This window comes from Roseateles sp. (assembly GCF_039929605.1).
GTDB lineage: Bacteria > Pseudomonadota > Gammaproteobacteria > Burkholderiales > Burkholderiaceae_C > Pelomonas.
Genome location: NZ_JBDSQX010000101.1, coordinates 34,605 through 59,856 on the forward strand (window position 1 = coordinate 34,605; position 25,252 = coordinate 59,856).

At 69.0% G+C, this 25,252-nt stretch carries 23 protein-coding genes; 15 read left to right on the top strand and 8 right to left on the bottom strand.

Going from position 1 to position 25,252, the window contains the following annotated elements; all coding sequences use genetic code 11:
* Positions 1-99: 99 nt before the first annotated feature.
* Both ABIS05_RS13960 and ABIS05_RS13965 read left to right on the top strand, forming a co-directional pair.
* Entirely contained in the window at positions 100-1,602 is a 1,503-nt protein-coding gene (locus ABIS05_RS13960) for a malonyl-CoA synthase (RefSeq protein ID WP_348014333.1), read from the top strand.
* 63 nt (positions 1,603-1,665) lie between these two features.
* Complete coding sequence (locus ABIS05_RS13965) at positions 1,666-1,944, top strand: hypothetical protein (RefSeq protein ID WP_348014334.1); 279 nt, start codon at positions 1,666-1,668, stop codon at positions 1,942-1,944.
* Between the two features lie 548 nt (positions 1,945-2,492).
* On the opposite strand, the gene ABIS05_RS13970 is transcribed toward ABIS05_RS13965, so the two are convergent.
* Positions 2,493-2,990 (bottom strand): hypothetical protein, encoded by a 498-nt coding sequence (locus ABIS05_RS13970; RefSeq protein WP_348014335.1) that lies wholly within the window; start codon positions 2,988-2,990, stop codon positions 2,493-2,495.
* A 4-nt stretch (positions 2,991-2,994) separates the two neighbouring features.
* On the bottom strand, positions 2,995-3,579 hold the full coding sequence (locus ABIS05_RS13975) for a hypothetical protein (RefSeq protein WP_348014336.1): 585 nt from the start codon (positions 3,577-3,579) through the stop codon (positions 2,995-2,997).
* 160 nt (positions 3,580-3,739) lie between these two features.
* Between ABIS05_RS13975 and ABIS05_RS13980 the strand changes: the two genes are divergently transcribed.
* Together ABIS05_RS13980 and ABIS05_RS13985 are read left to right on the top strand one after the other, a co-directional pair.
* Positions 3,740-4,654 (top strand): dihydrodipicolinate synthase family protein, encoded by a 915-nt coding sequence (locus tag ABIS05_RS13980; RefSeq protein ID WP_348014337.1) that lies wholly within the window; start codon positions 3,740-3,742, stop codon positions 4,652-4,654.
* Positions 4,655-4,662: 8 nt separating this feature from the next.
* Positions 4,663-5,589, top strand: a complete 927-nt coding sequence (locus ABIS05_RS13985; protein WP_348014338.1) for a 4-hydroxyproline epimerase — start codon at positions 4,663-4,665, stop codon at positions 5,587-5,589.
* A gap of 13 nt (positions 5,590-5,602) precedes the next feature.
* Here the strand turns inward: ABIS05_RS13985 and ABIS05_RS13990 are convergent, their stop codons facing one another.
* The gene (locus ABIS05_RS13990; RefSeq protein WP_348014339.1) at positions 5,603-6,358 is read right to left on the bottom strand and encodes a transferase; all 756 of its coding nucleotides are present in this window, start codon (positions 6,356-6,358) and stop codon (positions 5,603-5,605) included.
* Positions 6,359-6,383: 25 nt separating this feature from the next.
* A complete protein-coding gene (locus tag ABIS05_RS13995; protein WP_348014340.1) occupies positions 6,384-7,127 on the bottom strand; it encodes a YoaK family protein in 744 nt (247 codons plus the stop codon).
* Between the two features lie 64 nt (positions 7,128-7,191).
* On the opposite strand from ABIS05_RS13995, the gene ABIS05_RS14000 reads away from it, so the two are divergent.
* From ABIS05_RS14000 to ABIS05_RS14010, 3 genes are all read left to right on the top strand, one after another.
* Positions 7,192-7,374, top strand: a complete 183-nt coding sequence (locus ABIS05_RS14000) for a CopG family transcriptional regulator (protein WP_348014341.1) — start codon at positions 7,192-7,194, stop codon at positions 7,372-7,374.
* 425 nt (positions 7,375-7,799) lie between these two features.
* Positions 7,800-8,198: a hypothetical protein gene (locus tag ABIS05_RS14005; protein ID WP_348014342.1), complete on the top strand. Its 399-nt coding sequence runs from the start codon at positions 7,800-7,802 to the stop codon at positions 8,196-8,198.
* The gene (locus ABIS05_RS14010) at positions 8,195-9,724 is read left to right on the top strand and encodes an oligopeptide:H+ symporter (RefSeq protein ID WP_348014370.1); all 1,530 of its coding nucleotides are present in this window, start codon (positions 8,195-8,197) and stop codon (positions 9,722-9,724) included. The genes ABIS05_RS14005 and ABIS05_RS14010 overlap by 4 nt, the downstream gene beginning before the upstream one ends.
* A 3-nt stretch (positions 9,725-9,727) precedes the next feature.
* Here ABIS05_RS14010 and ABIS05_RS14015 read toward each other — a convergent pair whose 3' ends face one another.
* The gene (locus tag ABIS05_RS14015) at positions 9,728-10,846 is read right to left on the bottom strand and encodes a class I SAM-dependent methyltransferase (RefSeq protein ID WP_348014343.1); all 1,119 of its coding nucleotides are present in this window, start codon (positions 10,844-10,846) and stop codon (positions 9,728-9,730) included.
* A 223-nt stretch (positions 10,847-11,069) separates the two neighbouring features.
* On the opposite strand from ABIS05_RS14015, the gene ABIS05_RS14020 reads away from it, so the two are divergent.
* Positions 11,070-12,167 (top strand): substrate-binding domain-containing protein, encoded by a 1,098-nt coding sequence (locus tag ABIS05_RS14020; protein WP_348014344.1) that lies wholly within the window; start codon positions 11,070-11,072, stop codon positions 12,165-12,167.
* A 3-nt stretch (positions 12,168-12,170) separates the two neighbouring features.
* Here the strand turns inward: ABIS05_RS14020 and ABIS05_RS14025 are convergent, their stop codons facing one another.
* Positions 12,171-16,220 (bottom strand): LAGLIDADG family homing endonuclease, encoded by a 4,050-nt coding sequence (locus ABIS05_RS14025; RefSeq protein WP_348014345.1) that lies wholly within the window; start codon positions 16,218-16,220, stop codon positions 12,171-12,173.
* Positions 16,221-16,281: 61 nt separating this feature from the next.
* Entirely contained in the window at positions 16,282-16,851 is a 570-nt protein-coding gene (locus ABIS05_RS14030; RefSeq protein ID WP_348014346.1) for a DUF1134 domain-containing protein, read from the bottom strand.
* A 92-nt stretch (positions 16,852-16,943) separates the two neighbouring features.
* Between ABIS05_RS14030 and ABIS05_RS14035 the strand changes: the two genes are divergently transcribed.
* From ABIS05_RS14035 to ABIS05_RS14065, 7 genes are all read left to right on the top strand, one after another.
* On the top strand, positions 16,944-17,378 hold the full coding sequence (locus ABIS05_RS14035) for a hypothetical protein (protein WP_348014347.1): 435 nt from the start codon (positions 16,944-16,946) through the stop codon (positions 17,376-17,378).
* 17 nt (positions 17,379-17,395) lie between these two features.
* The gene (locus ABIS05_RS14040; protein WP_348014371.1) at positions 17,396-17,788 is read left to right on the top strand and encodes a PilZ domain-containing protein; all 393 of its coding nucleotides are present in this window, start codon (positions 17,396-17,398) and stop codon (positions 17,786-17,788) included.
* Positions 17,789-17,843: 55 nt separating this feature from the next.
* On the top strand, positions 17,844-18,941 hold the full coding sequence (locus ABIS05_RS14045; RefSeq protein ID WP_348014348.1) for a histidine kinase: 1,098 nt from the start codon (positions 17,844-17,846) through the stop codon (positions 18,939-18,941).
* Positions 18,938-19,987, top strand: coding sequence for a histidine kinase (locus tag ABIS05_RS14050; protein ID WP_348014349.1), 1,050 nt, complete (start codon positions 18,938-18,940; stop codon positions 19,985-19,987). The genes ABIS05_RS14045 and ABIS05_RS14050 overlap by 4 nt, the downstream gene beginning before the upstream one ends.
* A gap of 159 nt (positions 19,988-20,146) precedes the next feature.
* Positions 20,147-20,917, top strand: a complete 771-nt coding sequence (locus ABIS05_RS14055; RefSeq protein ID WP_348014350.1) for a LytTR family DNA-binding domain-containing protein — start codon at positions 20,147-20,149, stop codon at positions 20,915-20,917.
* Between the two features lie 864 nt (positions 20,918-21,781).
* Positions 21,782-23,890: a diguanylate cyclase gene (locus tag ABIS05_RS14060; protein ID WP_348014351.1), complete on the top strand. Its 2,109-nt coding sequence runs from the start codon at positions 21,782-21,784 to the stop codon at positions 23,888-23,890.
* Positions 23,891-23,897: 7 nt separating this feature from the next.
* Positions 23,898-24,965 (top strand): alpha/beta hydrolase, encoded by a 1,068-nt coding sequence (locus ABIS05_RS14065; protein WP_348014352.1) that lies wholly within the window; start codon positions 23,898-23,900, stop codon positions 24,963-24,965.
* Here the strand turns inward: ABIS05_RS14065 and ABIS05_RS14070 are convergent, their stop codons facing one another.
* On the bottom strand, positions 24,966-25,109 hold the full coding sequence (locus ABIS05_RS14070) for a hypothetical protein (protein ID WP_348014353.1): 144 nt from the start codon (positions 25,107-25,109) through the stop codon (positions 24,966-24,968). It lies immediately after the preceding gene.
* Positions 25,110-25,252: the final 143 nt, after the last annotated feature.

Here is a 25,252-nt window from a genome sequence, read left to right on the forward strand (position 1 = left end):
CAAGCAAGGCCACAGAGGCACAGAGACACAGAGAGGGCGTCATTTGTCCTCCTCTGTGTCTCTGTGCCTCTGTGGCTGTGTTCTGAAGCAGCCCCCGAGATGAACCTCTATTCCGCCCTGCGCGCCAGCTTTCCGGCCGACCTCGATTCGACCGCCATCGACCACGACGGCGCGCTGTATTCCTGGCGCGACCTGGAATGTGGCAGCGCGATGCTGGCCAACTGGCTGGGCAGGCTGGACCTGGCCCCAGGCAGCCGCGTCGCCGTGCACACGGACAAGAGCGTCGAGGGGCTGATGCTGTATCTGGCGGTGCTGCGCGCGGGCTTCGTCTACTTGCCGCTGAACCCGGCCTACCAGGCCAGTGAGCTGGAGCACTTCATCAGCGACGCGGCGCCGGGCGTCGTCGTCTGCGCGGGGCGCAACTTCGGCTGGGTCAGCAAGCTGGCCTTCCAGCGCGGCGTGCGCTGGGTGTTCACGCTTGACGACGACCGCCGCGGCACGCTGCTGGACCGCGCGGCGCAGATGCCGCTGACCCATGAGCCCGTCCCGCGCGAGCCCGGCGACCTCGCCGCCATCCTGTACACCAGCGGCACGACCGGGCGCAGCAAGGGCGCGATGCTGAGCCACGGCAACCTGCTGAGCAACGCGCAGACGCTGCAGACCTTCTGGGATTGGCGGCGCGATGACGTGCTCTTGCACGCGCTGCCCATCTTCCACGTCCACGGCCTGTTCGTCGCCTCGCACGGCGCGCTGCTGAACGGCAGCCGCATGCTGAGGTTCAACAAGTTCGACGCCACGGCCGTGGCCCGCCGCCTGCCCGAGGCGACCGTCTTCATGGGCGTGCCCACGCTCTACGTGCGATTGCTGCAGGAGAAGGCGCTGGACACGCGCAACGTGCGCCTCGTCATCAGCGGCTCGGCGCCCCTGCTCATCGAGACCTGGCGCGACTGGCAGGCGCGCACCGGCCACCTCATCCTGGAGCGCTACGGCATGAGCGAGACGCTTATGCTGACGTCCAACCCTTGCCGGCCCGAAGACGGGGACCGCATCGGCGGCACGGTGGGCAAGCCGCTGCCCGGCGTCGGCCTGCGCATCCTGCGCGACGACGGCGGGCCTTGCGCGGCGCACGAGATCGGCCACGTGCAGGTGCGCGGCCGCAACGTCTTCAGCGGCTACTGGCAGATGCCCGAGAAGACGGCCGAGGAGTTCACGGCCGATGGCTGGTTCAAGACCGGCGACGTCGGCCGCGTCGATGCCAACGGCTACCTGACGCTGATCGGCCGCAGCAAGGACCTCATCATCAGCGGCGGCTTCAACGTCTACCCGGCGGAGGTGGAGGGCTTCCTGAACGAGCTGCCCGGCGTGGGTGAATCGGCCGTCATCGGCGTGCCGCACGCCGACTTCGGCGAGGCCGTCGTTGCCGTCATCACGGCCCTGGGCCAGCCACCCGACCCCGAGGCGCTGATCCGCGAGCTGAAGGGCCGCATCGCCGGCTTCAAGGTGCCCAAGCGCGTCATCGTCGTGGCCGAGCTGCCGCGCAACGCGATGGGCAAGGTGCAGAAAAAACTGCTGCGCGAGCAGTACACAGGGTTGTTTGCATAAAACTGTCGCACTCAGACTAAACGCACGGCAGCATTCGGCGACAGACGTTCGCCACACAGCTTTATGGCAAACAAAGAACATCCTTTTTCAATCACCGCGCTGAAATCCAAGGCTCAAGTGGTTCGCCAAGTGGCATGCGAACAAGGTTTAGCTTTCGATGAGGAAGCCGTGGCCGGCGAGGACGATGCACTCCGCTTCAATTTCGCCCCGGTGGACGACGTGACGAGTCGCAAATTTCTTTCTTCTATTCCGCGCGGCGTGTACTACTTCCGTGCGATTGTTGTTGGCAGCTCATTGCCGAACGACGTCGCCAAGGTGCTAGGCCCGCCGTTCAGCTCGTAGGTTAGGGTGAGCGCAGAGAACCCCAACGCCGAAGACATCCCGCATTGTTGGGATGCTTTCTCGCAAGGCTGGCGTCTCAACACTGCATTGCCGGGAGTCCCGCCCGGCGGCGGGGTAACTTTCTTCTGCGGGGCCAGAAGAAAGTCACCAAAGAAGAGGCCCTGAATCCGCACTCCAGCGGCGTTGCGGGCTTGGCTTTGAGCCATGCCCACACGCGACCCGCTGCGCTCTCGCTGCTGTCCCTGTGACGAGCACCAGCCATCGTCCCTTCACGCCGCTTAACGCCGGCTGCACGCCGGGCTCACCAGAAATTCCGAATGCAGCGTCGCTCGGGCGACGTCGCCGTCATCACGCCGCTGGGCCAGCCCGACCCGCAGCTCGGTAGGTTGGGGTGAACGCAGAGAACCCCAACACTGAGTACCTGCCGCTTCGTTGCGGGCTGGCGTCTGAACGCTGCATTGCCGGGAGTCCCGCCCGCCGGGGCGGACCCCCGGCAGCTCGGCACCGGGTCACAAGGCTCATCGCAAAGCAACCCACAAACCACCAAGTCAGCAGTTAACCCCCGCCTTCACCTCACCCAACGCCAGCTGCAACACCCTCGCATCGCTGCTGGCTCGGTGCCGCTTCAGCTGCTGCCGCGCACGCACCGCCTCGGTGACGCCCTTCCAGCGTTGCGCCTCATCCTCGCTGAGCAGCTTGCGCAGGTCGTCCAGCCGGAAGCCGATGCGCAGCTCGACCGCCTCGTACAGCCGCGCCAGCCAGGTGTAGTCGTGGCCCCAGCCGTCGCAGAAGACGGTCTGGCCGCGCAGCCGCACGTTGAGCTGCTCAGCCATCCAGCGCGCCGGCCGGCCGTGAGTGCTCAGCAGCTCGCGACTGATGCCGTGCAGGGCTTCGGCGCTGTCGTCCCAGTGCAGCCAGTCGGCCTCGGGCTGGATGAGGCTGCAGAACAGCCCGCCCTGGCCGTCGCTGAAGCCGATCTCGATGGGATAGCTGCCGCGACCGAAACCGGAGGCTTCGATGTCGAGGATGGTGGGCAACGGGTCCATCAAGTCACACAGGGTTGTCGATGACGCCTTCGCGCTCGAAGAGCTGCAGTGCGGCACGGCCGACCTGGCGGGTATCCCACCAGGCATAGGCGCCCACGCCGGCGGCGCCCACCAGCGGCACCCAGCGCGACAGCGCCTTGCCCACCACCTTGCGGCCCAGCTGCATGCCCACGGCCCCGGCCACCTTCTGCAACACGGCCTGGGCGGCCGGGCGCACGATGACGCGCTCGCCCACGCGCACGGTCAGGTCACGCAGCGCCTGCGCGGCCGTGTGGCGAAACAGGCACCACAGCATCTGCGTGGGGCCGAGCTCGGCACTGCGGCCGTAGAGGGCGGCGATGTCGGCCACCAACTGGCGCTGGATGTGCCACACGGCCAGCATCTCCGGCGCAATGGTGGCCCAGCCCAGCGGCCCGAGCGGCAGGGCCAGCGCGCCAGCGGCCAGCGCGGCCTTGGACGCCGCGCTCTCGATGGCCTTGGCCGCCGCGTCGGCCGGCCTGGCGCTGACGGTGAACTCGGGCTCGGGCGACCGCGCCACCAGGGCCAGCACCCTCTCACCCAGATTTCCCAGTTTTGCTTCCTGCTTCATGCCCGTTCACTCCACCGCTGCCGAGACCGGCTGCACTTTCGCTGCCGCAGAACCCACAGAATGGCACAGACGCGCAAAGGTCGCGCCGGGCAGGCACCAGGCACTCGCCACGTTTGTCACTTGAGCGAACATCGGGCACCTCAGCGCAGGAGCCCCAGCGATGCAGACCATCCAATGGCGCGGCGTCTTCCCCGCCGTCACGACCAAGTTCCACGCCGACGAAAGCCTCGATGCCGAGGGCACGGCGCGCCACATCGACTTCCAGATCCGCAACGGCATCCATGGCGTCGTCACCTGTGGCTCTCTCGGCGAAGCCAGCACGCTGACGCTGGACGAGAAGGTGCAGGTGGCGCGCATCGCGCTCGACGCCGCCGCCGGCCGCGTGCCGGTGTTGGGCACCGTGTCCGAGGGCAGCACGCGCGAGGCGCTGCGCTACATCGACGCAGCGCTGAAGGCCGGCGTGGCCGGCTTCATGGTCATGCCCTCGGTCATCTACGTGGCCGATGCGCGCGAGGCCATGGCCAATCTGCGCACGCTGGCGGCCGCCGCGCAAGCGCCGCTGCTGGTCTACAACAACCCGGTGGCCTACAAGGTCGACCTGCGGCCCGAACACTTCGCCGAACTGGCCGACTGCGCGCACATCGCCGCCATCAAGGAAAGCAGCGGCCTGACCCACCGCATCACCGACCTCCGCAACCTCTGCGGCGACCGCTACGCGCTCTTCATGGGCGTGGACGACCTCGCCTTCGAGGGGCTCGCCCTGGGCTGCGACGGCCTGCTGGCCGGCGTGGGCTGCGCCTTCCCGCGCGAGACGGTGGCGCTGTTCGACCTGGTGCAGGCAGGCCGCTGGCACGAGGCGCGCGCCATCTACCGCTGGATGACGCCGCTGTTGCACCTCGATGTCTCGACCAAGCTGGTGCAGAACTTGAAGCTCATCGATGCGCTGGTGGGCGTGGGCAGCGAGCACATGCGCCGCCCGCGGCTACCGCTGGTGGGCGCGGAGCGCGAGCACGTGCAGGCGCTGGTGGCCACGGCGCTGGCCACGCGGCCGGTGGAATGGCAGTCACAGGCCTGAGCCACCCCATGCACTACCTCCACGTCATCGACTCGCACACCGGCGGCGAGCCCACACGGGTCGTCATCGACGGCTTCCCGAACCTCGGCGCGGGCTCGATGGCCGAGCGGCTGGAGCGCCTGCGCGTTGACCACGACCGCTACCGCCGCGCCACGCTGCTGGAGCCGCGCGGCAGCGACGTGCTCGTCGGCGCCCTGCTCTGCGCGCCGCAAGACCCGGCACACACGGCCGGCGTGGTCTTCTTCAACAACGCCGGCTACCTGGGCATGTGCGGGCACGGCACGATCGGCCTGGTCGCGACGCTGGCGCATCTGGGGCGTATCCACACGGGCGAGCACGTCATCGAGACGCCGGTGGGCGATGTACGCGCGACGCTGCACGAGGATGGCCGCGTGAGCGTGCGCAATGTGCCGGCCTACCGGCTGGCTGCCGATGTGGCCGTCACGCTGCAGACATCGACAGGAGGCCAGACGGTGACCGGCGACATCGCCTGGGGCGGTAACTGGTTCTTCCTGTGTGCCGACCATGGCCAGCTCATCGCGCCCGAACGGGTCGCGGCGCTGACCGACTTCACGGCGATGCTGCGCGAGGCACTGAATGCCCAGGGCCACCCCGAGGTCGACCACATCGAACTGTTTGCCGACGACGTCGACGGCGCCGACAGCCGCAACTTCGTGCTCTGCCCCGGCAACGAGTACGACCGCTCGCCCTGCGGCACCGGCACCAGCGCCAAGCTGGCCTGCCTGGCTGCGGCCGCGAAGCTGCGGCCCGGCGAGGTGTGGCGCCAGGCCAGCGTCATCGGCAGCGTGTTCGAAGGCTGGTACGAAGTGGCCGGCGAACAAATCATTCCGACCATTCGCGGCCAGGCCTTCATCAGCGCCGAGGCGACCTTGCTGATCGACCCGGCAGACCCGTTCGGCTGGGGCCTGCCCTAGGGTCTCAGTACGCCTAATCGCCGTCGCGCTGCTGCTGGAGCACGGCCGCCACGTGCGCGAAGGCCGGCAGCAGGTCGGCCCATGCCTGGCGGCCGAGGAGCTGCGGCTTGCGCGCCTGGCCCTGCAGCCCCTGCAATGCCTTCTGCCCAGCGAAGGCGACGGTGTTGCTGCACTCGCTGTCGCCGACAAGCAGCACATCGCCGTCGAAGGCCCGCTCCAGCCGTGCCGTGTGGCGCCGGAACTCGGGGTGGGGGGTGTGCAGGTTGACCACCAGCAGGCCGTCCGGGCGCAGTGCGCCGCGGCAGTCGTCGTAGAAGGCCTGCGAGCACAGGGCTGGCGGCTGGCCTTCGTGGTCGAAGCCGTCCACGAGCAGCACGTCCAGCCGGGCATTCGCGTCGCGAACGAAGTGGGCCCCATCGCCGCGCCGGACCTGGAAGCGCCCATCGTCCTTGGGCACCTGGAACTGCTCGCGCAGCGCGATGACGTGGGGGTTGATCTCGACGACCTCGATGCGCGTGTGGGGCAGTTCGCGGTGGCAGAACTTGGCCATGGAGCCGCCGCCCAGCCCGATCATGGCCAGCGCCGCGGGCTGCGGCACGAAGAGCAGGAAGGCCATCATCGTGCGCGTGTAGGCCAGGTCCAGCGCGTGGGGATGCTGGACCTGCATGCGGCTCTGGATCTCGCAGATCGAGAAATGCATCGCGCGGGTATCCAGCGTCTCGTAGACGAAGGGCTTGACGAAGGCGTGCGGGTCGGCGGTGTCGGGCATGGATGCACAAAAAAAGCGGCGGCCTTCAGGCGAGCTGCAGGTCGTGGATGAGCGGCGGCAAGGCCAGCAGCACCAGCAGCAGCGCGATGGGCAGGGTGGCCGAGAAGCCGAATTGCTTGAAGGCCAGCGCGCCGACGACGCCGCCGACGAAGAACAGGCCCAGCACCAGGCTGTGGATGAAAAGCTTGTCGCGATTGGCACGCACGAAGTGGACCGAGTCGGGCGCAGTGGCGCCGTTCCAGTACAGCAACCGGCCCAGTTCTAGCCCCAAATCGGTGACGACGCCGGTCATGTGGGTGGTGCGGATCTCGGCCTGGGAGATCTTGGTCAGGATGGCGTTCTGCAGACCCATGATGAAACACAGCAGCAGCACGGCGGTCGGCACCAGCAGATGGGCCAGGGCTTCGAGATGCGCGCCCACCAGGCCGAATGCCAGCAGCAGCGCCGCCTCCAGCAGCAGGGGCAGGGCGTACTTGCTGTGCATCTGGCGCTGGCGCGCCCAGTTCACAAGCAGCGCCGTGCAGGCTGCACCCGCCATGAAGGCGAACAGCGAGAACAGCCCGGCGAGCGCCAACGCAAAGCCGCCGCTGGCCAGGTCATCGGCCACGCCGGAGATCACGCCGGTCATGTGCGAGGTGTAGCGCTGCACCGCCAGGAAGCCGCCTGCATTGGCCGCGCCGGCCACGAAGGCCAGGACGGCACCCAGCTGCCGGTTGGCCGACCGCGTGCGGTGCTTGCCCGTGAGGCGGTGCAGGAAGCTGAGTGTCACAACGCAAATTTAATGCCAATTCAATATGATTGCAATTATCATTTGATGAACATATGGAGCCGGTATGGAACAAAAGACCGCCCGCCTGACGGTGCTGATCGACCCGGACAAGAAAAAGGCCTTCGAGACCCTGTGCTCGCAACAGGACGTGACGCCCTCGCAGGTGGTGAGGCGGCTGATACGCGACTACCTGGCCGCGCACGGTGTGGACTACAAGCCCGACGCGGCGGCGCCGAGCCCGCGCTGAACCCGCGCCGCGCCCGCGCATTGGCGCGCGGCACGGCCTCGTCCACGACGTCCACGACGTAGAGCGTGCGCCGGCATGTAAGCGGCTCAAAGTCCTACAGGCACGCGCCGGCGACCGAGGCATCGTTCACCGGCGCAGTGGTTTGCGCGAAAGAGGCCCTCACATGAGAACCCCCTTCCGACTTGCAGTACCGAACTGGTTCAACACCCTTGGCGCGGAGCCGGCTGGCCCGCGCGCTGCGCGCCTGCCCCTCTGGCGCAGCGCCGTCGAGCGTGCGCGCCGAGCTGGCGGGCAGGCGCTGCTGCAACTGAGCTCACCCGTGACCGCCGGCCGCTGCGCGCCATCCGCCATGCGCCAACGCGTCCAGCAAGGGCCGGCGACATGAGGCGGAGCGCCGGCAGCAGGCCGCGACGGCGAATGCGCCCATGAGCTTCTGGATCTCCACGCCCTACTCGCAGGAACCCAGGCTCGTGCTGGTCCGCTGGCGGGCGTGGGAGGCCCAGGTGCCCAACTACGACGCGCCAAGCTGGCATCTGGTGGGCTACCTGGCCGACGAACACTGCGCGAAGGTGTCGTCCGCTGTCGCCTTCGTGCACCCCGACACTGACGAAGTGACCACCAAGACCGGGCGCACCTACGCCCTCAGCGGGCCGCCCGGCGTCGACGCGCACGTTGCCGCGCTGTGGGAGTCCTGGCAGAGGCAGCACAGCGTCACCGTGCTGCGGGAAGTGACCACGGACGTGCTGGACGGGCGGCAGCCGGTGGCGGTCAAGCTGATTCGAGGCCCTGACACGCGCGGCGACGGGAACTCGTCGGACCTCTGAAGGCCGCTTGGCAACGGCGACGGCGCGCAGGGCGCCCGTCCGCACGCGCGGACAATCCGCGCCCCATGACATCCCTTCGACAACACTGGGCCCGCGTGCCCGAAGGCTCGGCCGTGCTCTTCATGGTGCAGGTCTTCGCCACGCTGGGCTTCGCGGTCCTGCAGTCCACGCTGGTGCTGTACGCCACGCGCCGCCTGGGTTTCAGCAGCGAGCAGGCGGCGCTGATGATGGGCCTGTTCGGCGCCTTCAACTACGGGCTGCACCTGTTCGGTGGCTACCTCGGCGGGCGTTACTTAAGCAACCGCAACCTCTTCGTCGGCGGCATGCTGCTGCAGGTGCTGGGCTGCGGCGCCATCGCCGGCGGCGGCCTCACCGGGCTGTACTGGGGCCTGGCGCTGTTCCTGACCGGCAGCGGGCTGAACGTGACCTGCCTGAACATGATGCTGACGCAGCGCTTCGAGCCGGAGGACGACCGCCGCGAAGCCGCCTTCCTGTGGAACTACGCGGGCATGAACGTCGGCTTCTTCATCGGCTTCACGGTGGCGGGCCACTACCAGCTCGACGAGCTCTACAGCACCATCTTCTGGTTTGCCACGCTGGGCAACGCCGGGGCCATCGTGCTGGCGCTGATCTTCTGGCGCACGCTGGCCGACCGCGACACGCCGCTGTCGCACCGGCACGGCGCCGGTTTCTGGGGCCGCTTCGCCATCGGCGTCGCCGTGCTGACCGGCCTTGTGCCGCTGCTGGCCTGGCTGCTGCAACGCCCGAGCGACACGGCCGTCGGCATGAAGGGGCTGTGCGCGGCGGTGGGCGTGGCGCTGCTGGTGATGACACAACGCCATCCGGTGCTGGCCGAGAAGCGCCGCATGCAGGCCTACCTCGTGCTGATGCTGGGCTCGCTGGTGTTCTGGTCGCTCTACCAGATGGCGCCCAACGGCCTGCAGATGTACGCGGTGGGCAATGTCTGGCTGAACGTCTGGGGCGTGCCCGTGGCGCCGCAGTGGGTGCAGAACATCAATACCGTCGTCATCGTGCTGGCCGGCCCCTGGCTGGCCGCCGTGTTCGCGCGATGGCGAGTGCGCGGCTGGCCGGTGGACATCCCGCTGCAGTTCTCGGCGTCCCTCGTGCTGATGGGCCTGGGCTTTCTGGCCCTGCCGCTGGGCATCCAGTTCGCCGACGCCAGCGGTCACGCCGATTTCTCATGGCTGTTCATCAGCTACGTGCTGCAGTCGGTGGGCGAACTGCTGATCTCCCCGATCGGCTACGCCATGATCGGCCGCCTCGCGCCCAGGCAGCACCAGGGCGTCATGATGGGCAGTTGGATGCTGGTGACAGGCCTGGCCTCGCTGTTCGCCGGCGACTTCTCGGCCGTGGTGGCGCAGCCGGTGGATGGCTCGCCGCTGACGACCAACGCGGCCTACGCGACGCTGTTCACGCAGCTGGCGGTGGGCAGCTTGATCACCGGGACGGTGATGTTGGGCTTGCGGCCGTGGTTGCGGCGGCTGATCGACGGCGCGCGGGATTGACGTTCACATGGCAGCCAGCCGCCACAGCGAGGTGAGTTCGGCGGCACGCGCGGCGTGCAATGGGTCGCTCGGGTCGAGCGCCTGGGGATGGGTCGGCCGGGTGTCTAGGCGGCCCAGCACCTGCAGGCCCGCCTGCGCGATCCAGCCCAGCAGTTCGGTGCGTGAGCGCAGGCCCAGGTGCTCGGCCAGGTCCGACAGGATCAACCAGCCCTCGCCGCCTGGCACCAGGTGGGCCGCGAGCCCGTCGAGAAAGCCGCGCAGCATGCGGCTGTCGGGGTCGTACACGGCCACCTCCAGCGGTGCGCCGGCCGGCGCCGGCACCCACGGCGGGTTGCACACCACGAGGCCGGCCCGGCCGGGCGGAAACAGGTCGGCCTGCAGCACCTGGATCTTCTGGCGCAGGCCCAGGCGCCGGGCGTTCTCGGCGGCGTTGGCGACGGCGGCGGGCGAGATGTCGGTGGCGGTGACAGCCAGCCCGCGCCGGGCCAGCACGGCCGCGAGCACGCCGGTGCCGGTGCCGATGTCGAACGCGCCCTGCTCGGCGGCGACGGCCGGCAGCGGCGCCTGCGCCACCAGCGGCACGTACTCGCCGCGCACCGGCGAGAACACACCGTGGTGGGGGTGGATGCGCGCCCCCAACGCCGCGATGACGACGCCTTTCTTGCGCCACTCGTGGGCGCCCACCACGCCCAGCAATTCGCGCAGCGACTGCACGTAATGCCCCGACTGCGGGCCATGCACCTGGGCCCCGGCGGAACGCACATCGGGCGCGCGCGGCAGCGGCACGGCGTGGTCGGCATCGAAAGGCAGCAGCAGGCCGCCCAGCACGCGCGTGCGGTGGGCCTGCTCTTCGCGCTGCGCGGCAAAGGCCTCGGCCGGCGCCATGCGCTCGGGTGCACGGCGCCGGCGCTTGTCCAGCCGCCGGCCCAGTGCCTGCAGCAGATGTCGGGCGTTCTGGTAGTCGCCCAGCCAGAGCAGGGCAATGCCGGCGTCGAGCAGCCGGTAGGCGGCATCGGCCGGCATGTCGTCACCGGCCAGTTGCACGCGCTGCGGTGGTGGGTGGCCCACCGCCGAACGCCACGGCGCCTGCTGGTGCTGGCCGTCCGGGGTGGTCCAGTTCACGAGCGGTGTCGTGCCGGCTGCGACAGCGGCTGGAGACGGGTTCGGCGGGGTCGGCGGGGCGGCGCCCTGGAGGCTGTTCATCGCGCGATTCTGCGGCCGTCTTGCTCAGGCACAGGCGTCGGCCCTCGTCGCACAGCCGGGCATGCCCGGGCGGCGGCGGTTGATGCGCTTGATCGACGCTCGGATGGGCCGTCAACCGGCAAGCTGCAGTTAGGCTTCAGGCATGGACACCGGCCCCTGCCGCCCGCCGATCAAACCAGTCGAACCACCTGGGCTGGACAGGCGACGCTGCCTGGGTGGCCTGTGCCTGCTCGCGGGCTTGGCGCGCGGCGCGGGCGCCGCCGTGCCGCGCGAAGCCACTGGCCCGAGGCGCGTGCTTTTCCTGGTCCAGGACTATCGCAACGGCGGCATCACGAAGGTCTACCGCAGCTTCGAGGAAGCCTGCCGGGAACTCGGCTGGCAGCTGCACGTCGCCAACGGCGAGGGTGACCGGGCCAAGCTCGTGCAATTGTTCGAGCAAGCGCTGCGGGCCCGTGTGGATGGCGTCGTGCTGGGCGGCTTCGATGAGGGCGACTTTGCCGAAGCTTTGGCGCGCCACAGCGGCAGCGCACCGGTACTCGTCGGCTGGCACGCAGCGTCCCGGCCGGGGCCGACGGCCACGCTTTTTGCCAACGTGAGCAGCGACCCGCTGGCCGTGGCCGACATGGCGGCCGCGCTGGTGCTGCAGACCGCGCCACGGCGCGCTGGCGTTGTCATCTTCAACGACAGCCGCTTCGAGATCGCCAACGTGAAAACGCAGCGCATGCGCGAGGCACTCTTGCGCAGCGGCCGCTGTGACATTCTTGCCGTCGAGGACCTGCCGATCTCGCAGGCCTCACGCGACGTGCCAGCCGCGTTGGCCCGCCTGCAGCAACGTTTTGGCCCACGCTGGACCCACCTGCTGGCGATCAACGACGCCTACATGGATTCGATGCATTTCCCGTTGCAGGATTTGGGCCGCGGCGACATCGTCGGCATTGCTGCGGGCGACGGCTCGCGCACCGCGCTCAGCCGCATCAGGTCCGGCCGGTCGCAGCAGGTCGCCACGATCGCCGAGCCCGCCGGGATGCAGGGCTGGCAGCTCGCCGACGAATTGCACCGAGCCTTCCAGGGCCTGCCCCACAGCGGCCGCGTGGCCCAGCCCGTCGCGGTGACGACAGACTACCTGCGCAACTTGGGCGGCGGGGAAATCGACGACGCCCTGCCCTTTCGGGCCGAGTACCGCCAGCAATGGCGGGTGCCTGCGTCAGCACCCCGATCTCCGTCGTCCTCGTCGCGCTGAGACTCAGCCGCACTGCCCCACATACCCGCAAGCGGTGCAGAAATCGCAGCCATCCTTGTGGATCATGGTCGCGTTGCCGCACTCCGGGCAGGGCTTGCCGGGCTGGACCTGCAGCGTGCCTGCCGCCGCCGCCAGCTTGGGAGCGGGCGTCTGCAGCAGGCCCATGTCGGTCAGCGGCTGGCCGGCTTCGTCGAGGATGCCGAGCATCGCATAGCGGTGGATGACGAGCCGCGCGACGTAGGCCACGGTCGACGGCCAGACCTGCTGGCGCCTGGCCTTCGCATCCGCACCGCTCAGTGACGGCACCGGCGCCATGAAGTGGCCCAGCGGCTCGCCGACATTGAGCAGTTTGCGCAGCTTCATCGCGATCCAGCCGGGGTCCATCACGCGCATGTCGAGCGACAGCAGGCGCGCCAGGCCGTCCAGCGCCTTGGGGTAGTTGCCCGAGAAGCCCATGGCGCAGGGGCGGGTCACGCTGCCGCCATCGGGCGTTGGCAACACGACTTCCTTCAGCGTCAACGTGAACTGCTCGTTGGTCGCCGGGTTGTCCACGTCGACCGCCCAGGCCAGCGTGCCTGACGTACCGGTGCGCGGCTCGTTGCGGCTGAACATGGCGTCCACGACCGGCGTCGGACCGCCCTCCTGCAGGGCGCCGAGCTGCTCGCAGCGCCAGCGGATGACGGCGGCCGTCGCGGCGACAACGCCGGGGAACAGGCGCTGCTCGCCGCTCGGCGGCATGGGCATCTCGAAGGCGCGCTCCTCGGCCACGGTGGCGAGCGCGTCAAGCTTCAGGCGCAGCCAGGCGGCGTCGTTGGTGCGCAGGTCCATGGACAGCGTCTTGGCCAGGGCCGACAGCCCGCGCGGCTGCTCGGCGCCGTTGACCCACACCTCGAACGGCAGGTTGCGGCCAAACAGGCCGCCGTCGGGACCGTCCAGCGGCAGTTCGCCGATGAACAGCGCGAAGTCGCCGTGCGGGTGCTGGATCAGGTAGCTCCAGGCTGGGTTGCCGCCAGGCATGTCGGGGCGGCTGGGCCAGCGCAGGGAGGCGACGACGGCGTTGGGCAGGCGCTCCACGCGCAGGCGCTGGTTGGCGCCGTCGACGTCGGCTCGCAACGGCTCAGGCTGCTTGACCTCGGGCGTGACGGACAGCACCGAGCCGAGCACGCTGTTGGGCCGATACGTGGCCAGGCCCTTGAGCTTGGTCTGCCAGGCCTGGATGTAGAGGTTCTGGAAGTCCTCGTAGGGGTAGTCGGCCGGAACGTTGACCGTCTTGCTGATCGACGTGTCGATGTAGGGCGCCACGGCCGCGACCATGGACGCATGGTCGGCGGCGCTCAATTCGAGTGCGGTGACGAAGGCATCGCTGAGCGGCGCGTCGGCGCCGAACAGATGTCTATACAAGCGCCAGGCATGGTCCTCGACCGCGTACTCCTTGAAGCCGCCGCCTTCGGCCTGGCCGAGGCGTTTCTTGCGCGTGTAGGTCCAGGAGAACGCCGGTTCGATGCCGTTGCTCGCGTTGTCGGCAAAGGCCAGGCTGATGGTGCCGGTGGGCGCGATGGAGAGCAGGTGCGAGTTGCGCAGGCCCTGGGCGCGGATCTTGTCCTTCAAGCCCTGCGGCAGGCGCGACGCGAAGCTTCCCCCGGACAGGTACAGGTCGGCGTTGAACAGCGGGAAGCTGCCGCGCTCGACGGCGAGGTCACTGGACGCCGCGTAAGACGCATCGCGCATGACCTCGCTGATGCGGCTGGCCATGTCGCGCGCAGCTTGCGTGTCGTAGCGCAGGTTCAGCATCACCAGCGCATCGCCCAGGCCGGTAAAGCCCAGGCCGACACGGCGTTTGTTGGCGGCCTCCTGCCGTTGCGCCGGCAGCGGCCACGGCGTCACGTCGAGCACGTTGTCCAGCATGCGCGTGGCGACGGCGACGACGTCGGCAAAGCCAGCTTCGTTGAACACCGGCCTGGCGCTGAACGGGTCGCTCACGAAGCGCGTCAAGTCGATGGAGCCGAGGCAGCAGCAGCCGTAGGGAGGTAAAGGCTGCTCCGCGCAGTTGTGTACATACAGCCCGTTCGCATCGAAGGCATGGACGTGCTCGACAGTCACGTCGTAGACCGCCTCCACACCGTCGGGCTCGATGGTCTCGACCGTGGCCGTGAAGCGTTCGCGGTTCAGCTCGCGGCGGTAGGCACCGAGCAGTTCGTCCAGGCGGGACTGTTTGGCGCTGTCCTCGAAGCCGACCAGCTCGGCATAGCGGCGCAGGTTGTCGCCGCTGATGACCAGCTCATGCACGGCACGGCGCGCGTAGTCGCGCGCGCCACCACGACCATCGGGCATGCGCTGCATGCCTGCGGGATGGCGATCGCGGTAAATCGTCGAGGCGATGCCCAGCCGAGCCAACATGCGTTGCACGGCCTGCAACTGGGCGGAATCGACCTGCGTCAGGCGAACGCTGACGCCTTTGTCCTGAGCGCCCTGCACAGAACCGTCGGCATCGAACAGGCCGCGCAGCAGGCCTCGGTGAAAGTCCGAGGACGTGGCTTCCATGGCCGGCGTGATGCGCTTGTTGCCAGGCGTCGCACCCAGCGTCCCGGCCAGATCGCGCAGGCCGGTGGATGCGAGGCGGAACTCGCCGCGCCCGGCAATCGGGCACTGCCAACCTTTGAAATCTGCGCGGCTGGCGATGGTGGCTTTCATCGCCGTCTCCGCGGCGCGCATGACGCTATCGACACTCGCTGGCCGGTGGCTCACGTCACTGCCGACCGCCTTCAGTTCGGGCGCCCAGACCGACAGCACGGCCTTGTCAGCCTTTAGCGTGCCGTCACCGATCAATAGGCCGAGCAGATAGCCCTCGGCCTCGCTGCGTGGGCCGTCCCAGCCTTGAAGCGCGCGGTGGTCGTGCAGCATCAGCTCGTCGCCCGGCCGCACGTCGGCGGCCGGCGTCCATTCGGCGTCGATGAGATAGCGCGTCTTGCGCGTGACGCGTCGCACTGGGTGGTCGCCGGTCAGGCGCAGCTCATGGCCCTCGCGGGTGCTCAAGCGCAGCACGGGCTTGACGCCAGTGGCGAAAAAGCCAGCCGACTCGGTGACATAGGCCTTGCCGTCGACGATGGCGTGGAAGGGCTGGCCGATCAGATCGCGCACTTGGCGCGGGCCATCGCCCGTCATCGTCCAGGTGTCAGCGGTCACGCACGGATTCGTCGCCGCAATCGTCTCGCAGTAATGCAAGTTGTTGTCGGCATTGATGCGGTCCAGAAACAGCACACCCGGCTCAGCGTGGTCGTAGGTGGAGCGCATGACCTGGTCCCACAGCGCGCGGGCCTGCACCTTGCGGTAGACCCACTGCCCATCGCCGCGCTGGTAGGCGCCGGCTTCGATCTGGCCGGCGCTGGGCTGGGCCTTGTGTGCGAGTTCGACGGCGCCGTCGGCCTGCACGGCTTCCATGAAGGCGTCGGTCACGCCGACGGAGATGTTGAAGTTGCGCAGGTCGCCCTGGTCCTTGGCGTGGATGAAGGCTTCGATGTCGGGGTGGTCGCAGCGCAGCACGCCCATCTGCGCGCCACGGCGGCTGCCGGCGCTTTCCACTGTCTCGCAGCTGCGGTCGAAGACGCGCATATAGCTGATGGGGCCGGAGGCATGGCTGCGCGTGGAGCCGACCCAGGCACCCATCGGCCGGATGCGGCTGAAGTCGTAGCCGACGCCGCCACCACGGCGCATGGTTTCGGCCGCTTCGGTCAGCGCGGTGTAGATGCCGGGCACGCCGTCTTCGGTCGTGGCGATGGAGTCGCCCACGGGCTGCACGAAGCAGTTGATGAGGGTGGCCGACAGCTCGGTGCCGGCGGCGGACATGATGCGGCCGGCCGGCACGAAGCCGCGTTGCTGCACGTCCAGGAAGGCCGCCTCCCAGCGGGCGCGGTCGGCCGGTTTCTCGGCCTGGGCCAAGGCAACGGCGACGCGTTCGCGCAGCTCGTCGGGCGTCTGCTCGCCGCCCTTGGCGTATTTCTCGATGAGGACTTCGCTGGAAATGTCCTGCACGGGCAGGTCGGTGGTGGAGCTCACGATCACCTCGCAATGCTGTATGGAAATACAGTCTACGCCCGGCGGAGCAGGCGCTTAGCGTTCAAAACGGATTGATGCTTTTCTGACGCCGGTAGTGCACGTAGCCGACGCTGGCCCCTGCGCGCAACCCCACGCCCAGACGGATGGGCGCCAGCGTGATGCCGTTGAGGCGTTGGTAGTTGATGCCCGCGCCGCTGATGTAGTAGAGGCTGCCGTCCACACCGGGGAAGCGCTGGTAGATGGCGCTCGCCTTGGGCAGCTTGTAGACCAGCGTGAAGACCTTGGAGGCGTTGGCGCCCAGGTCGAAGCCGATGGACGGCCCGGCCCAATAAACCCGGGAGGCGCCGCCGCCCTTCATCAACAGTTCCCCGTCGCCATAGCGCAGGCCCACCGTGATGGCAGCGCTGGCCTCCTCGCCCTTGATGTAGGCATTGGGGCGCCCCTGCTCCTTGAAGGCCTTCTCGATGACCTTGGCCAGGCCCTCGGTGGTCGAGCCGAAGAAATCGGTGGCGGCCTTGACGATGGAGTCCTCGTCGTAGGTGCTGTCCTTGTCGTCCGCAGCCAGCGCGGGCAGGGCCGAGGCGGTGGCCAGGGCGGCGAGGTGTTGCAGGTGCTGGCGACGGTCGAACATGGGGCTTCCTCTGAGATTCTCGGAAAGGGCCAGCATAGCCGCGTGAACTTTGGCCTGTCGCTGCCTATACAGACGGCCTAGACTCAGCGCCCATGTCGTCCAACCCCGACCTCCAACGCCTGTCAGCCGCGCTCGAATACGTCGACCTTGCCGCCGGTCTCTATCTGGCGGGCGGGGCCGACCAGGCCGCGCATTTGCTGGCGGCCGCGGCCGAGCAGCAACTGGGCGACCTCGTGCGCCTCATCGACGCGCCGAGCGCGACGATGGACACGCGTGAGCTGCTGGCGCGCATCGCCCGCGCGCATCGGCCGGCCGTCGTCGCGCCGCGCCAGGCGCAGACACGCGACTGGGAAGCCGACCCCGCACCGGCCGACGCGACCCGCGAGGAGATCGTGGCCTATCTGCGCGCCGCCTGGTTCATGCTCGAAGCCATGGGCCTGGCCTCGCTGGCGCCCGAGCGGCTGCAGCAGGCCGTCGAGCACAGCACCGTGTTCGGTTCCGCAGGCGCGCTGGAACCCTTCGTCTAGGGCCACTGGAGAGCATCATCACCACCGAACGCCGTCAATTCACCCGCATCGCCTTTGCTGCCGGCGCCGAGCTGATCACCACGCAGGCGCAGCTGCGCTGCCAGGTCATCGACATCTCGCTCAAGGGCGTGCTGCTGCAGCTGCCCGATGGCGCGGCGCCGCAGGCGGGCATGCCCTGCCTCGTCAAGCTGCCCCTGGGAACAGGTGCTGGCGATGAAGGGGCCGAAACCGTCATCGCGATGGCCGGCGAGCTCGCGCATGTCGAAGGCCGTCACGCCGGCGTGATCTGCCGCAGCATCGACCTCGAATCCATCACCCATCTGCGCCGCCTCATCGAGGTCAACCTCGGCGACCCGAGCGCGTCGGAGCGGGAACTCAAGGCGCTGATTGCCGGAGCCGGCTCGCTCTGAGCCCACTTCGTCGCATCCCTGCCTCGCCCCCGGCCGGCCGCCGAGAATTGCCGGCATGGAGGACCTGACCCCGCTGCAAGCCTTTCGCCGCGTCTGCAATCTGCGCATGCTGGCGGGCGTCTATTACTTCTGCGCGCTGTACGCCATTTCGCGTTCCCTGACCTGGTTCGACAACGAAGGTGCCGCGAACCTGCTCGATTCGCTGTTCGACCTGGTGCGCTTCAGCCGCCAGTGCCTGCTGACCGGGCTGTCGCTGCTGCTGATGGTGGCCCTGGCCGAGGCGCTGCTGGCCGGGCGGCGCTGGCCGCTGCCGCCCAAGCTGGCCGTGCAGGCCCTGGCCGTGGGCCTGGGCGCGGCATTGGGCACTGGCTTGCGGTATGCGGTGGCCACGCTCGACGAAACCACGCCGGCCAATCTCGGCTGGGCCGTCTCGACGATGGCCGTCTGGGCGCTGCTGGGCGGCATGGCCTACGCGCTGCTGCTGGTCGGCCGCGCGCAGCGCCAGGGGCGCGACCAGCTGGCGCAGCTGTTTCGCGAACGCGAGTCGCTCAAGGCCCAGCAGACCGAGGCCCAGCTGTCGGCGCTGAACGCGCAGATCGAGCCGCACTTCCTGTTCAACACGCTGGCCAACGTCAAGCGCCTGTACGAGACCCGCCCCGAGCGTGGCCGCGACATGCTGGTGGCCCTCATCGCCTACCTGCGCGCCGCGCTGCCCGGCATGCGCCGGCATGAGTCCACGCTGGCCGACGAGCTGGAGCTGGTGCGCCACTACCTGGCCATCCTGCAGATGCGCATGGGCGAGCGGTTGACCTTCCACATCGCCGTGCCGCCCGAGCTGCTGCAGGCCCGGCTGCCCACGCTGGTGCTGCCGACGCTGGTGGAGAACGCCATCAAGCATGGCCTGTCGCCGCTGCCCGAAGGCGGGCGCATCGACATTCGTGCCCAGCCCGCAGACGGCGGCGGGCTGACCGTCGAGGTGGCCGACAACGGCCAGGGCTTTGGCGCGGCCACCGGCGGCGCCGGCGTGGGCCTGGCCAACACGCGGGCCCGGCTGGCCGCCCGTTTCGGCGACGCGGCCGCGCTGGAGCTGGAAGCCGTCCAGCCGCGAGGCGTGGTGGCCCGCGTTCGCCTGCCCGCCGAGGCTTTTCAATGATCGGCCATGTGCTGCGCTCCTGGCGCTCGCTGCGCCTCTACGAGGCCTTGGTCTTCATCGTTGCGGCGCTGCTGTTCGGCGCCATCGACCTGACCTCGCTGGTGGAGCTCGACGTGGGCGACCGTCTGCCCCAGCTGCTCGGCCGCCACCTGGGCCTGCCGGTGGTGAGCTGCACGGTACTGCTGCTGTGCTGGCTGCCCGCCGCGCGCAGCAGCCCCATTCACCCGGCTCGGCGCGCGCGCCTCGTCGGTGCCACGCTGCTTGGCTCGGCGCTCACCATGGCCATCATCTACCCGCTGGCCGCCGCCCTGCCCTGGCCGTCCATCTGCGACCTGTACGCGGCCAAGCACGGCAAGACCAGCTGCAATTTCTTCCGCGTCTCGGCCGTCATCGGCGACACGCTGTGGGTCTTCATGCCGGCGCTGATGCTGGTGGGCATGCTCGAGTTCCGCACGCTGCGCCGCCGCCAGGACCAGGCCGCGCAGGACCTGCTGCGCGAGCACAGCCAGCTGCGCCGCCACGCATTGGGCGCCAGGCTGGCGGCCTTGCAGGCGCAGATGGACCCTGCCCTGCTGTTCGACGCCCTCGTCTCCGTCGAGCAGGCCTACGCCCGCCAGGACCCGACCGCCAGCGCACGGCTGGAGCGCCTCATCCGCCACCTGCGCGTGGCCCTGCCGCGGCTGCGCGAATCGGGGGCGACGCTGGGCGGCGAGGCTGAGCTGATCGCCAGCTATCTCGATTTGCTGCGCGACCTGAATGGTCAGCCGCCCGACTTCAACTGCGAACTCGGGCGCCATGGTGCCACGCCGTTGCCGCCCATGCTGCTGCTGCCGCTGGTGCAGCGCGCGCTGCGCTTGGGCCACCCTGCGCATTGCTGGCTGAAGGTCGAGGCCGGCGATGGCGTCACGCTGGGCTTCAGCCAGGAAGGCCTGTGCAGCGACGATGCCGACCTCGTCTCGCTGCGCGAGCGCCTGACCGTGCTGGGCGCGAAGCTCGTCTGCACGAGTGGCCAGGGCCGTACCGAATTCACGCTTCAACTGCCATGACAAAGCCCCCACGTTCACGTTGCTCGCTGCCTTGCAGGCCGCACCGGGTCAGTGACCCGGTTCTTCGCCAGCCACGCAGCGTCCACTGGACGCTGCTTGCGCAGGCTCAGCCCCCCGAGGGGGTGTGTCAGTGGCTTCGGACGGCCGGGCACCACTGACATGAGCCAGTTCTCTCCCACCGCCGTGGTGGCCGAAGACGAAGCCGCGCTGCGCGGCGAACTCGTCGAGCAGCTCGACCGGCTATGGCCCGAACTCAGCATCGTCGGCGAGGCGGCCGACGGCCTGGAGGCGCTGCGCCTGCTGGACCAGCACCAGCCCGACATCCTCTTCCTCGACATCGAGATGCCCGGTGCCACCGGCCTGGACGTGGCGCGCCAGGTGGGCAGCCGCTGCCATGTCGTCTTCGTGACTGCGTATGACCAGTACGCTGTCGCCGCCTTCGATCAAGGTGCAGTGGACTACCTGCTCAAGCCGCTGGCTGGCGCGCGGCTGTTCACGGCCATCACGCGGCTGAAGGCGCGGCTGGGCCAGGGCCAGCCACCGGCGCCGCTGGGGGGCGTGCTGGAGCAGCTCAGCGCCCGCCCTGTGCCCTCGGCGGGGCGCGCGCCGCTGCGCTGGATCAACGCATCGGTGGGGCAGACGCTGCGCCTCATCACGGTCGACGAGGTGATGTTCTTCCAGAGCGACAACAAGTACACGCGGCTGGCGCTGAAGGACGGCGAGGCTTTGATCCGCAAGCCGCTGAAGGAGCTCATCGACGAGCTGGACCCGCAGCAGTTCTGGCAGATCCACCGCTCCACGCTGGTCAATGTGAACGCGGTGGCGAGTGTGAGCCGGGACTTTCGGGGGCGGATGCAGATCAAGCTGAAGCACGGCAGCGAGATGCTGTTGGTGGCGGAGAGCTGTGCGCATCTGTTTCGGCAGATGTGAAGGGGTTGGGGTTGGGGTTGGTTGCTTTTGCGAAGAGGCGTCTGCTCGCTGCATTGCCGGGAGTCCGCCCCGGCGGGCGGGTAACTTTCTTCTGCGGGGCCAGAAGAAAGTCACCAAAGAAGAGGCCCTGAATCCGCACGCCAACGGCTTGACGGGCTTGGCACTGGATCGCGCCCACATGCGACCCGCTTCGCGCTCGCTGCTGTCCTTGTCACCAGCACCATTCATCGCGCCGTTAGCCCGCTTAACGCGCGGCTGCACGCCGTGCTCACCAGAACAGCCGAAGACAGCGGCGCTCGGGCGACGCGGCTTTTACATTCCTGGTGAGCCCGGCGTGCAGCTGGCGTTAAGCGGCGTGAAGGGGCGAGGTGTGGCGCCCTTCACAAGGACAGCAGCGAGAGCGCAGCGGTTCGCTTCGGGGCGCAACCCGGTTCGAGCTTCGCGAGCGCGTCATGCCGCTCGAATGCGGATTGCATTGAGCGCCTCTCTTTGGTGACTTTGCTCTGGCGCGACAGAGAAAAGTCACCCGCCCGCCGGGGCGGACTCCCGGCAACTCGGCACCGAGTCGAAAGAACAAGCGCAAAGACACCCCAGGCACTCAAACCCTCAAGCCGCATGCTCCACATGCGCATTCGGGGGCGGATGCAGATCAAGCTGAAGCAGGGCAGCGAGATGCTGATGGCGTAGAGCTGCGCGCACTCGATCCGGCAGATTTTGACGGCAGGCGATGTGGCCCCAGGCATGACTTGGCGCAAGCCCTGGCCTGAGCCCTGGCCTTAGACTCGATGCGCCATACCGGCAAGGCATGCAGCGGCGCTCGCCGCGAGTGGTCGGCCTGCCCGGATGGGCCCACGATCCCAACCCATGGACAACAAGCGCAATCCACGTCGACTGGCCCTGCATCGAGCAGCGATGGCCTGGCTGCTGAGCGGCCTGCTGTGCTGCGCGCTCGGCACGGTGGATGCCCTGGCCCAGCCGGCGTCTGCCGCGTCAGGGGCGGCGCTGCCTGCCCCCTCGGACGTCCGCGCCATCAGGGCCCGCATCGCTACGGACGACCGCAGGCGGCCCGTCGTTTCGATCGAGCTGGCGCAGGAGGCGCTCGCCGATGTTTCGCTGTCCAGCGAGGATCAGCGCTGGCTTCGCTCACGGCTGATCAGGGACCTGGTGCGGATGCACCGCAACGACGGGGCCCTCGCGCAGGCACAGCTGGGCCACAAGCAGGCCCGCACCCTGAAGGATCAAGTCCACTTCGGCACGCTCGAGTTGCTGGCGCTCAACGAAGCGCGGCGCTATGACGACTTGCTCAAGCGCTACCAAGGTTTCGCGGCGTCCCTGCCCGCGCTCGCCAACGACACCCAGGACGCAGCCGCCAGCATGGACGCCGCCAACGCGTGGCGGCTGGCGGGCTCCGCGCTGCTCGGCACGGGCCGGCTTCCCGACAGCATGAACCTGCTCACCAGCGCCCTGCGCGTCTTCGACGCGCGCACCGACGCGGCGTACGAGGTCTCCGAAACGCTGACCACCATGGCCCTCCTGCACTCCCGCTCGGGCCACGTCGATGAAGCGCTGCGCACCGTGCAGCGAGCCATCGACGGATCGGAGGCGGCCGGTGATCGTTCGAACCTGTCCTCCTACTACCTGCGCAAGGCCTATTTCCTGGGCCTCCTCGACCGCGATAACGAACAGCAGGCGACGCTGCTGACGGCCAGGACGCTGGCCCAGGAAGAACTGAGCGACTACAACCTCGCCGTCGCTGCGACCAACCTGGCCGACGTCGCCTTGAAGAGGCAGGACTACCACGGCACGTTGAAGTATGCGCAGGAGGCCATCCCGCTGGTGGAGCGCTCGGGCGACAAGGAGTCGCTGTGGGTCTGCTGGGTCAACAAGGGTACCGCGCTAAACCGGTTGGGCCGGCCTGGCGGCATCGAGTGGATCCGCAAGGCGATCGCCGCCTTCGCAACGGCCCCGGGCATGGCGGGCAACGTTGCGGAAGTGCACGGCCTGCTCGCCGAAGAACTGGCCTTCAACCACGACTTCGAGCCCGCCTACCAGGCCGCGATGCAGTTCCAGCGCCTCACCGATCAGGTACGCAAGGCGGCGGACCAGAAGCGCATCGCGCAGGCCAACGCTGCCTACGAGAGCGACAAGCGGCAGCGCCAGATCGACACGCTGGAGCAGGAGCAGCACCACCAGCAAAGCTTTCGCTGGGTGCTGGCGCTGGCGGCGGCGGCGGGGCTGGCGGCGGCCGTGGTTGCGGTCGTCAGCCGCCATCATGTCAAGCGCGCCTATCGCGCCATGCGCGACATGGCGTTCTCCGACCCGCTGACCGGCCTGCGCAACCGCCGCCACCTCGAGAGCACCGTGGACGAAGACGTTGCGCAGGCGCTGCGGCTTCGAGCCAGCGCGCAGGGCGACGGCGCGGCGGGCAACACCGATCTCGCATTCATGATGATCGACATCGATCATTTCAAGGCGGTCAACGACGTCCACGGTCATGCCGCAGGCGATGCGGTGCTGAAGCAGTGCGCCGCACTGCTGCAACAGCAGTTGCGGGGGTCGGACACCCTGGTGCGCTGGGGCGGCGAAGAGTTCCTGGTGCTGGCCCGCCTGGCGAATCCGCAGGAAATCCATGCTCTGGCCGAGCGGCTGCGCGTCGGCCTCGCGGCGCACCCCTTCGTGCTCGGTGACGGGCAGGTCCTGCACAAGACCTGCTCAATCGGCTTTGCCTGCCATCCGTTGGGGGGCGGCAGCCCCGAGCAGCAGGACTGGCATGACACCGTGTCGCTGGCGGACCAATGCCTCTACGTGGCCAAGGCGAGCGGGCGGGACCTGTGGGTCGGCATCGACCCGCACGGCGCCCGGCAGGTCGAGGATGGCCTCGACGTGCGGGATCTGCGTGCCGGTGTGGACGCTGGCGTCTGGGCCCTGCGCTGGACCCCGGGCCGGTCGCTGGCCTGGCCATCGGCGGCATGATCGGGCGATGCCCAACCCCCACCTCCTGCGCGGCGCCAGCCGCCTCGCCATCGACGCCACCACCGGCGTCGCCGACCTCGTCGAGGCCATGCATGCCGAGATCACGCGGCTGCCGCTGACGGCCAAGCGCGAGCGCACCAGCGGTATCACCGGCCTCGTCTACCGCAGCGTGCGCGGCGTGACACGCCTGGTGGGCGGCGGGCTGGACCTGGCCCTCGGCGCACTGACACCACTGCTCGGCCAAGCCGACCCCGACCGCGCCAACGCCACGCTGGCCGCCTTGAACGGCGTGCTCGGCGACTACCTCGAAGCCACCGCCAACCCGCTCGCCACGCCGATGAGCCTGCACCCGCTGATGGGCGGCGCGACGGGAACACCGCTCGTCATGCTGCACGGCCTGTGCATGAACGAAGCCCAGTGGCGCCGCCCATCGGACGAGAACAGTGCGGACTTCCCCGCCACGCTGGCCGCCCTCGGCTACCAACCACTGGGCCTGCGCTACAACAGCGGCCGCTCCATCTGGCGCAACGGCGCCGAGCTGGCCAAGCTGCTCGAAAGCATCCCCGGTCCCATCACGCTGCTCGGCCACAGCATGGGCGGCCTGGTCGCGCGCAGCGCCATAGCACAGGCCGGGCGAAGCCGCTGGCGCAAGCAGTTGCAAGGCCTCGTCACCCTGGGCACGCCGCACCAGGGCGCGCCGCTGGAGCGCGGCGGCCAGCAGTTGCAGCAGTTGCTGGCCGTGAGCGCCTATTCGCGGCCGCTGGCCGCGCTGGCTGCCAGGCGCAGCGCCGGCATCCGCGATCTGCGCTTCGGCAGCCTGCTCGAAGCCGATGACGGCAAGACCAGCCGCATCGCCCTGCCGCGCGGCGTGGCTTGCTACGCCGTGGCCGGCAGCCTGCCCAAGGCGAGCCTGCTGGGCGATGGCCTGGTGACCGTGGCCAGCGCGCTCGGCCAGCACCGCGAGACCGTGCGGCGCCTGGCCTTCACCGACACGGCCAGCTTCCCAGGCCTCGGCCACCTCGCGCTGCAGACCGATGCCGCCGTGCTGCGGCAACTGCAGGACTGGCTGCGTTGATCAGGGCAGCGGCGCCGGCTTGATCTCTGGCTTCACTTCCGGCTTCACTTCCGCCTTGGGCCGCGGCAGAAAGAGCTGCAGCGTCAGCCGGGCCGGTGCGTTGGGCGTCGTCATCGTCACGCTGTGCCACTCGGTGTCGCTCATCAGCGCATATGGCAACTCACTCCTGCAAGGGCAAATGGGCGCCGAGTATGCCGCCCGGTTGTGAGCGAAACGTTGGGCCAATGCCTGGAAAAGGCCGGTCGCCATCCCCAATGCGAGGTGCGCCGACGCTGGCGATCAGCCCA

Excerpts from the sequence above, each read along its gene's own strand:
- ABIS05_RS13960 (WP_348014333.1), top strand. The coding sequence starts at position 100 with ATGAACCTCTATTCCGCCCTGCGCGCCAGCTTTCCGGCCGACCTCGAT.
- ABIS05_RS13965 (WP_348014334.1), top strand. The coding sequence starts at position 1,666 with ATGGCAAACAAAGAACATCCTTTTTCAATCACCGCGCTGAAATCCAAG.
- ABIS05_RS13970 (WP_348014335.1), bottom strand. The coding sequence starts at position 2,990 with ATGGACCCGTTGCCCACCATCCTCGACATCGAAGCCTCCGGTTTCGGT.
- ABIS05_RS13975 (WP_348014336.1), bottom strand. The coding sequence starts at position 3,579 with ATGAAGCAGGAAGCAAAACTGGGAAATCTGGGTGAGAGGGTGCTGGCC.
- ABIS05_RS13980 (WP_348014337.1), top strand. The coding sequence starts at position 3,740 with ATGCAGACCATCCAATGGCGCGGCGTCTTCCCCGCCGTCACGACCAAG.
- ABIS05_RS13985 (WP_348014338.1), top strand. The coding sequence starts at position 4,663 with ATGCACTACCTCCACGTCATCGACTCGCACACCGGCGGCGAGCCCACA.
- ABIS05_RS13990 (WP_348014339.1), bottom strand. The coding sequence starts at position 6,358 with ATGCCCGACACCGCCGACCCGCACGCCTTCGTCAAGCCCTTCGTCTAC.
- ABIS05_RS14000 (WP_348014341.1), top strand. The coding sequence starts at position 7,192 with ATGGAACAAAAGACCGCCCGCCTGACGGTGCTGATCGACCCGGACAAG.
- ABIS05_RS14005 (WP_348014342.1), top strand. The coding sequence starts at position 7,800 with ATGAGCTTCTGGATCTCCACGCCCTACTCGCAGGAACCCAGGCTCGTG.
- ABIS05_RS14020 (WP_348014344.1), top strand. The coding sequence starts at position 11,070 with ATGGACACCGGCCCCTGCCGCCCGCCGATCAAACCAGTCGAACCACCT.
- ABIS05_RS14030 (WP_348014346.1), bottom strand. The coding sequence starts at position 16,851 with ATGTTCGACCGTCGCCAGCACCTGCAACACCTCGCCGCCCTGGCCACC.
- ABIS05_RS14035 (WP_348014347.1), top strand. The coding sequence starts at position 16,944 with ATGTCGTCCAACCCCGACCTCCAACGCCTGTCAGCCGCGCTCGAATAC.
- ABIS05_RS14045 (WP_348014348.1), top strand. The coding sequence starts at position 17,844 with ATGGAGGACCTGACCCCGCTGCAAGCCTTTCGCCGCGTCTGCAATCTG.
- ABIS05_RS14050 (WP_348014349.1), top strand. The coding sequence starts at position 18,938 with ATGATCGGCCATGTGCTGCGCTCCTGGCGCTCGCTGCGCCTCTACGAG.
- ABIS05_RS14055 (WP_348014350.1), top strand. The coding sequence starts at position 20,147 with ATGAGCCAGTTCTCTCCCACCGCCGTGGTGGCCGAAGACGAAGCCGCG.
- ABIS05_RS14060 (WP_348014351.1), top strand. The coding sequence starts at position 21,782 with ATGGACAACAAGCGCAATCCACGTCGACTGGCCCTGCATCGAGCAGCG.
- ABIS05_RS14065 (WP_348014352.1), top strand. The coding sequence starts at position 23,898 with ATGCCCAACCCCCACCTCCTGCGCGGCGCCAGCCGCCTCGCCATCGAC.
- ABIS05_RS14070 (WP_348014353.1), bottom strand. The coding sequence starts at position 25,109 with ATGAGCGACACCGAGTGGCACAGCGTGACGATGACGACGCCCAACGCA.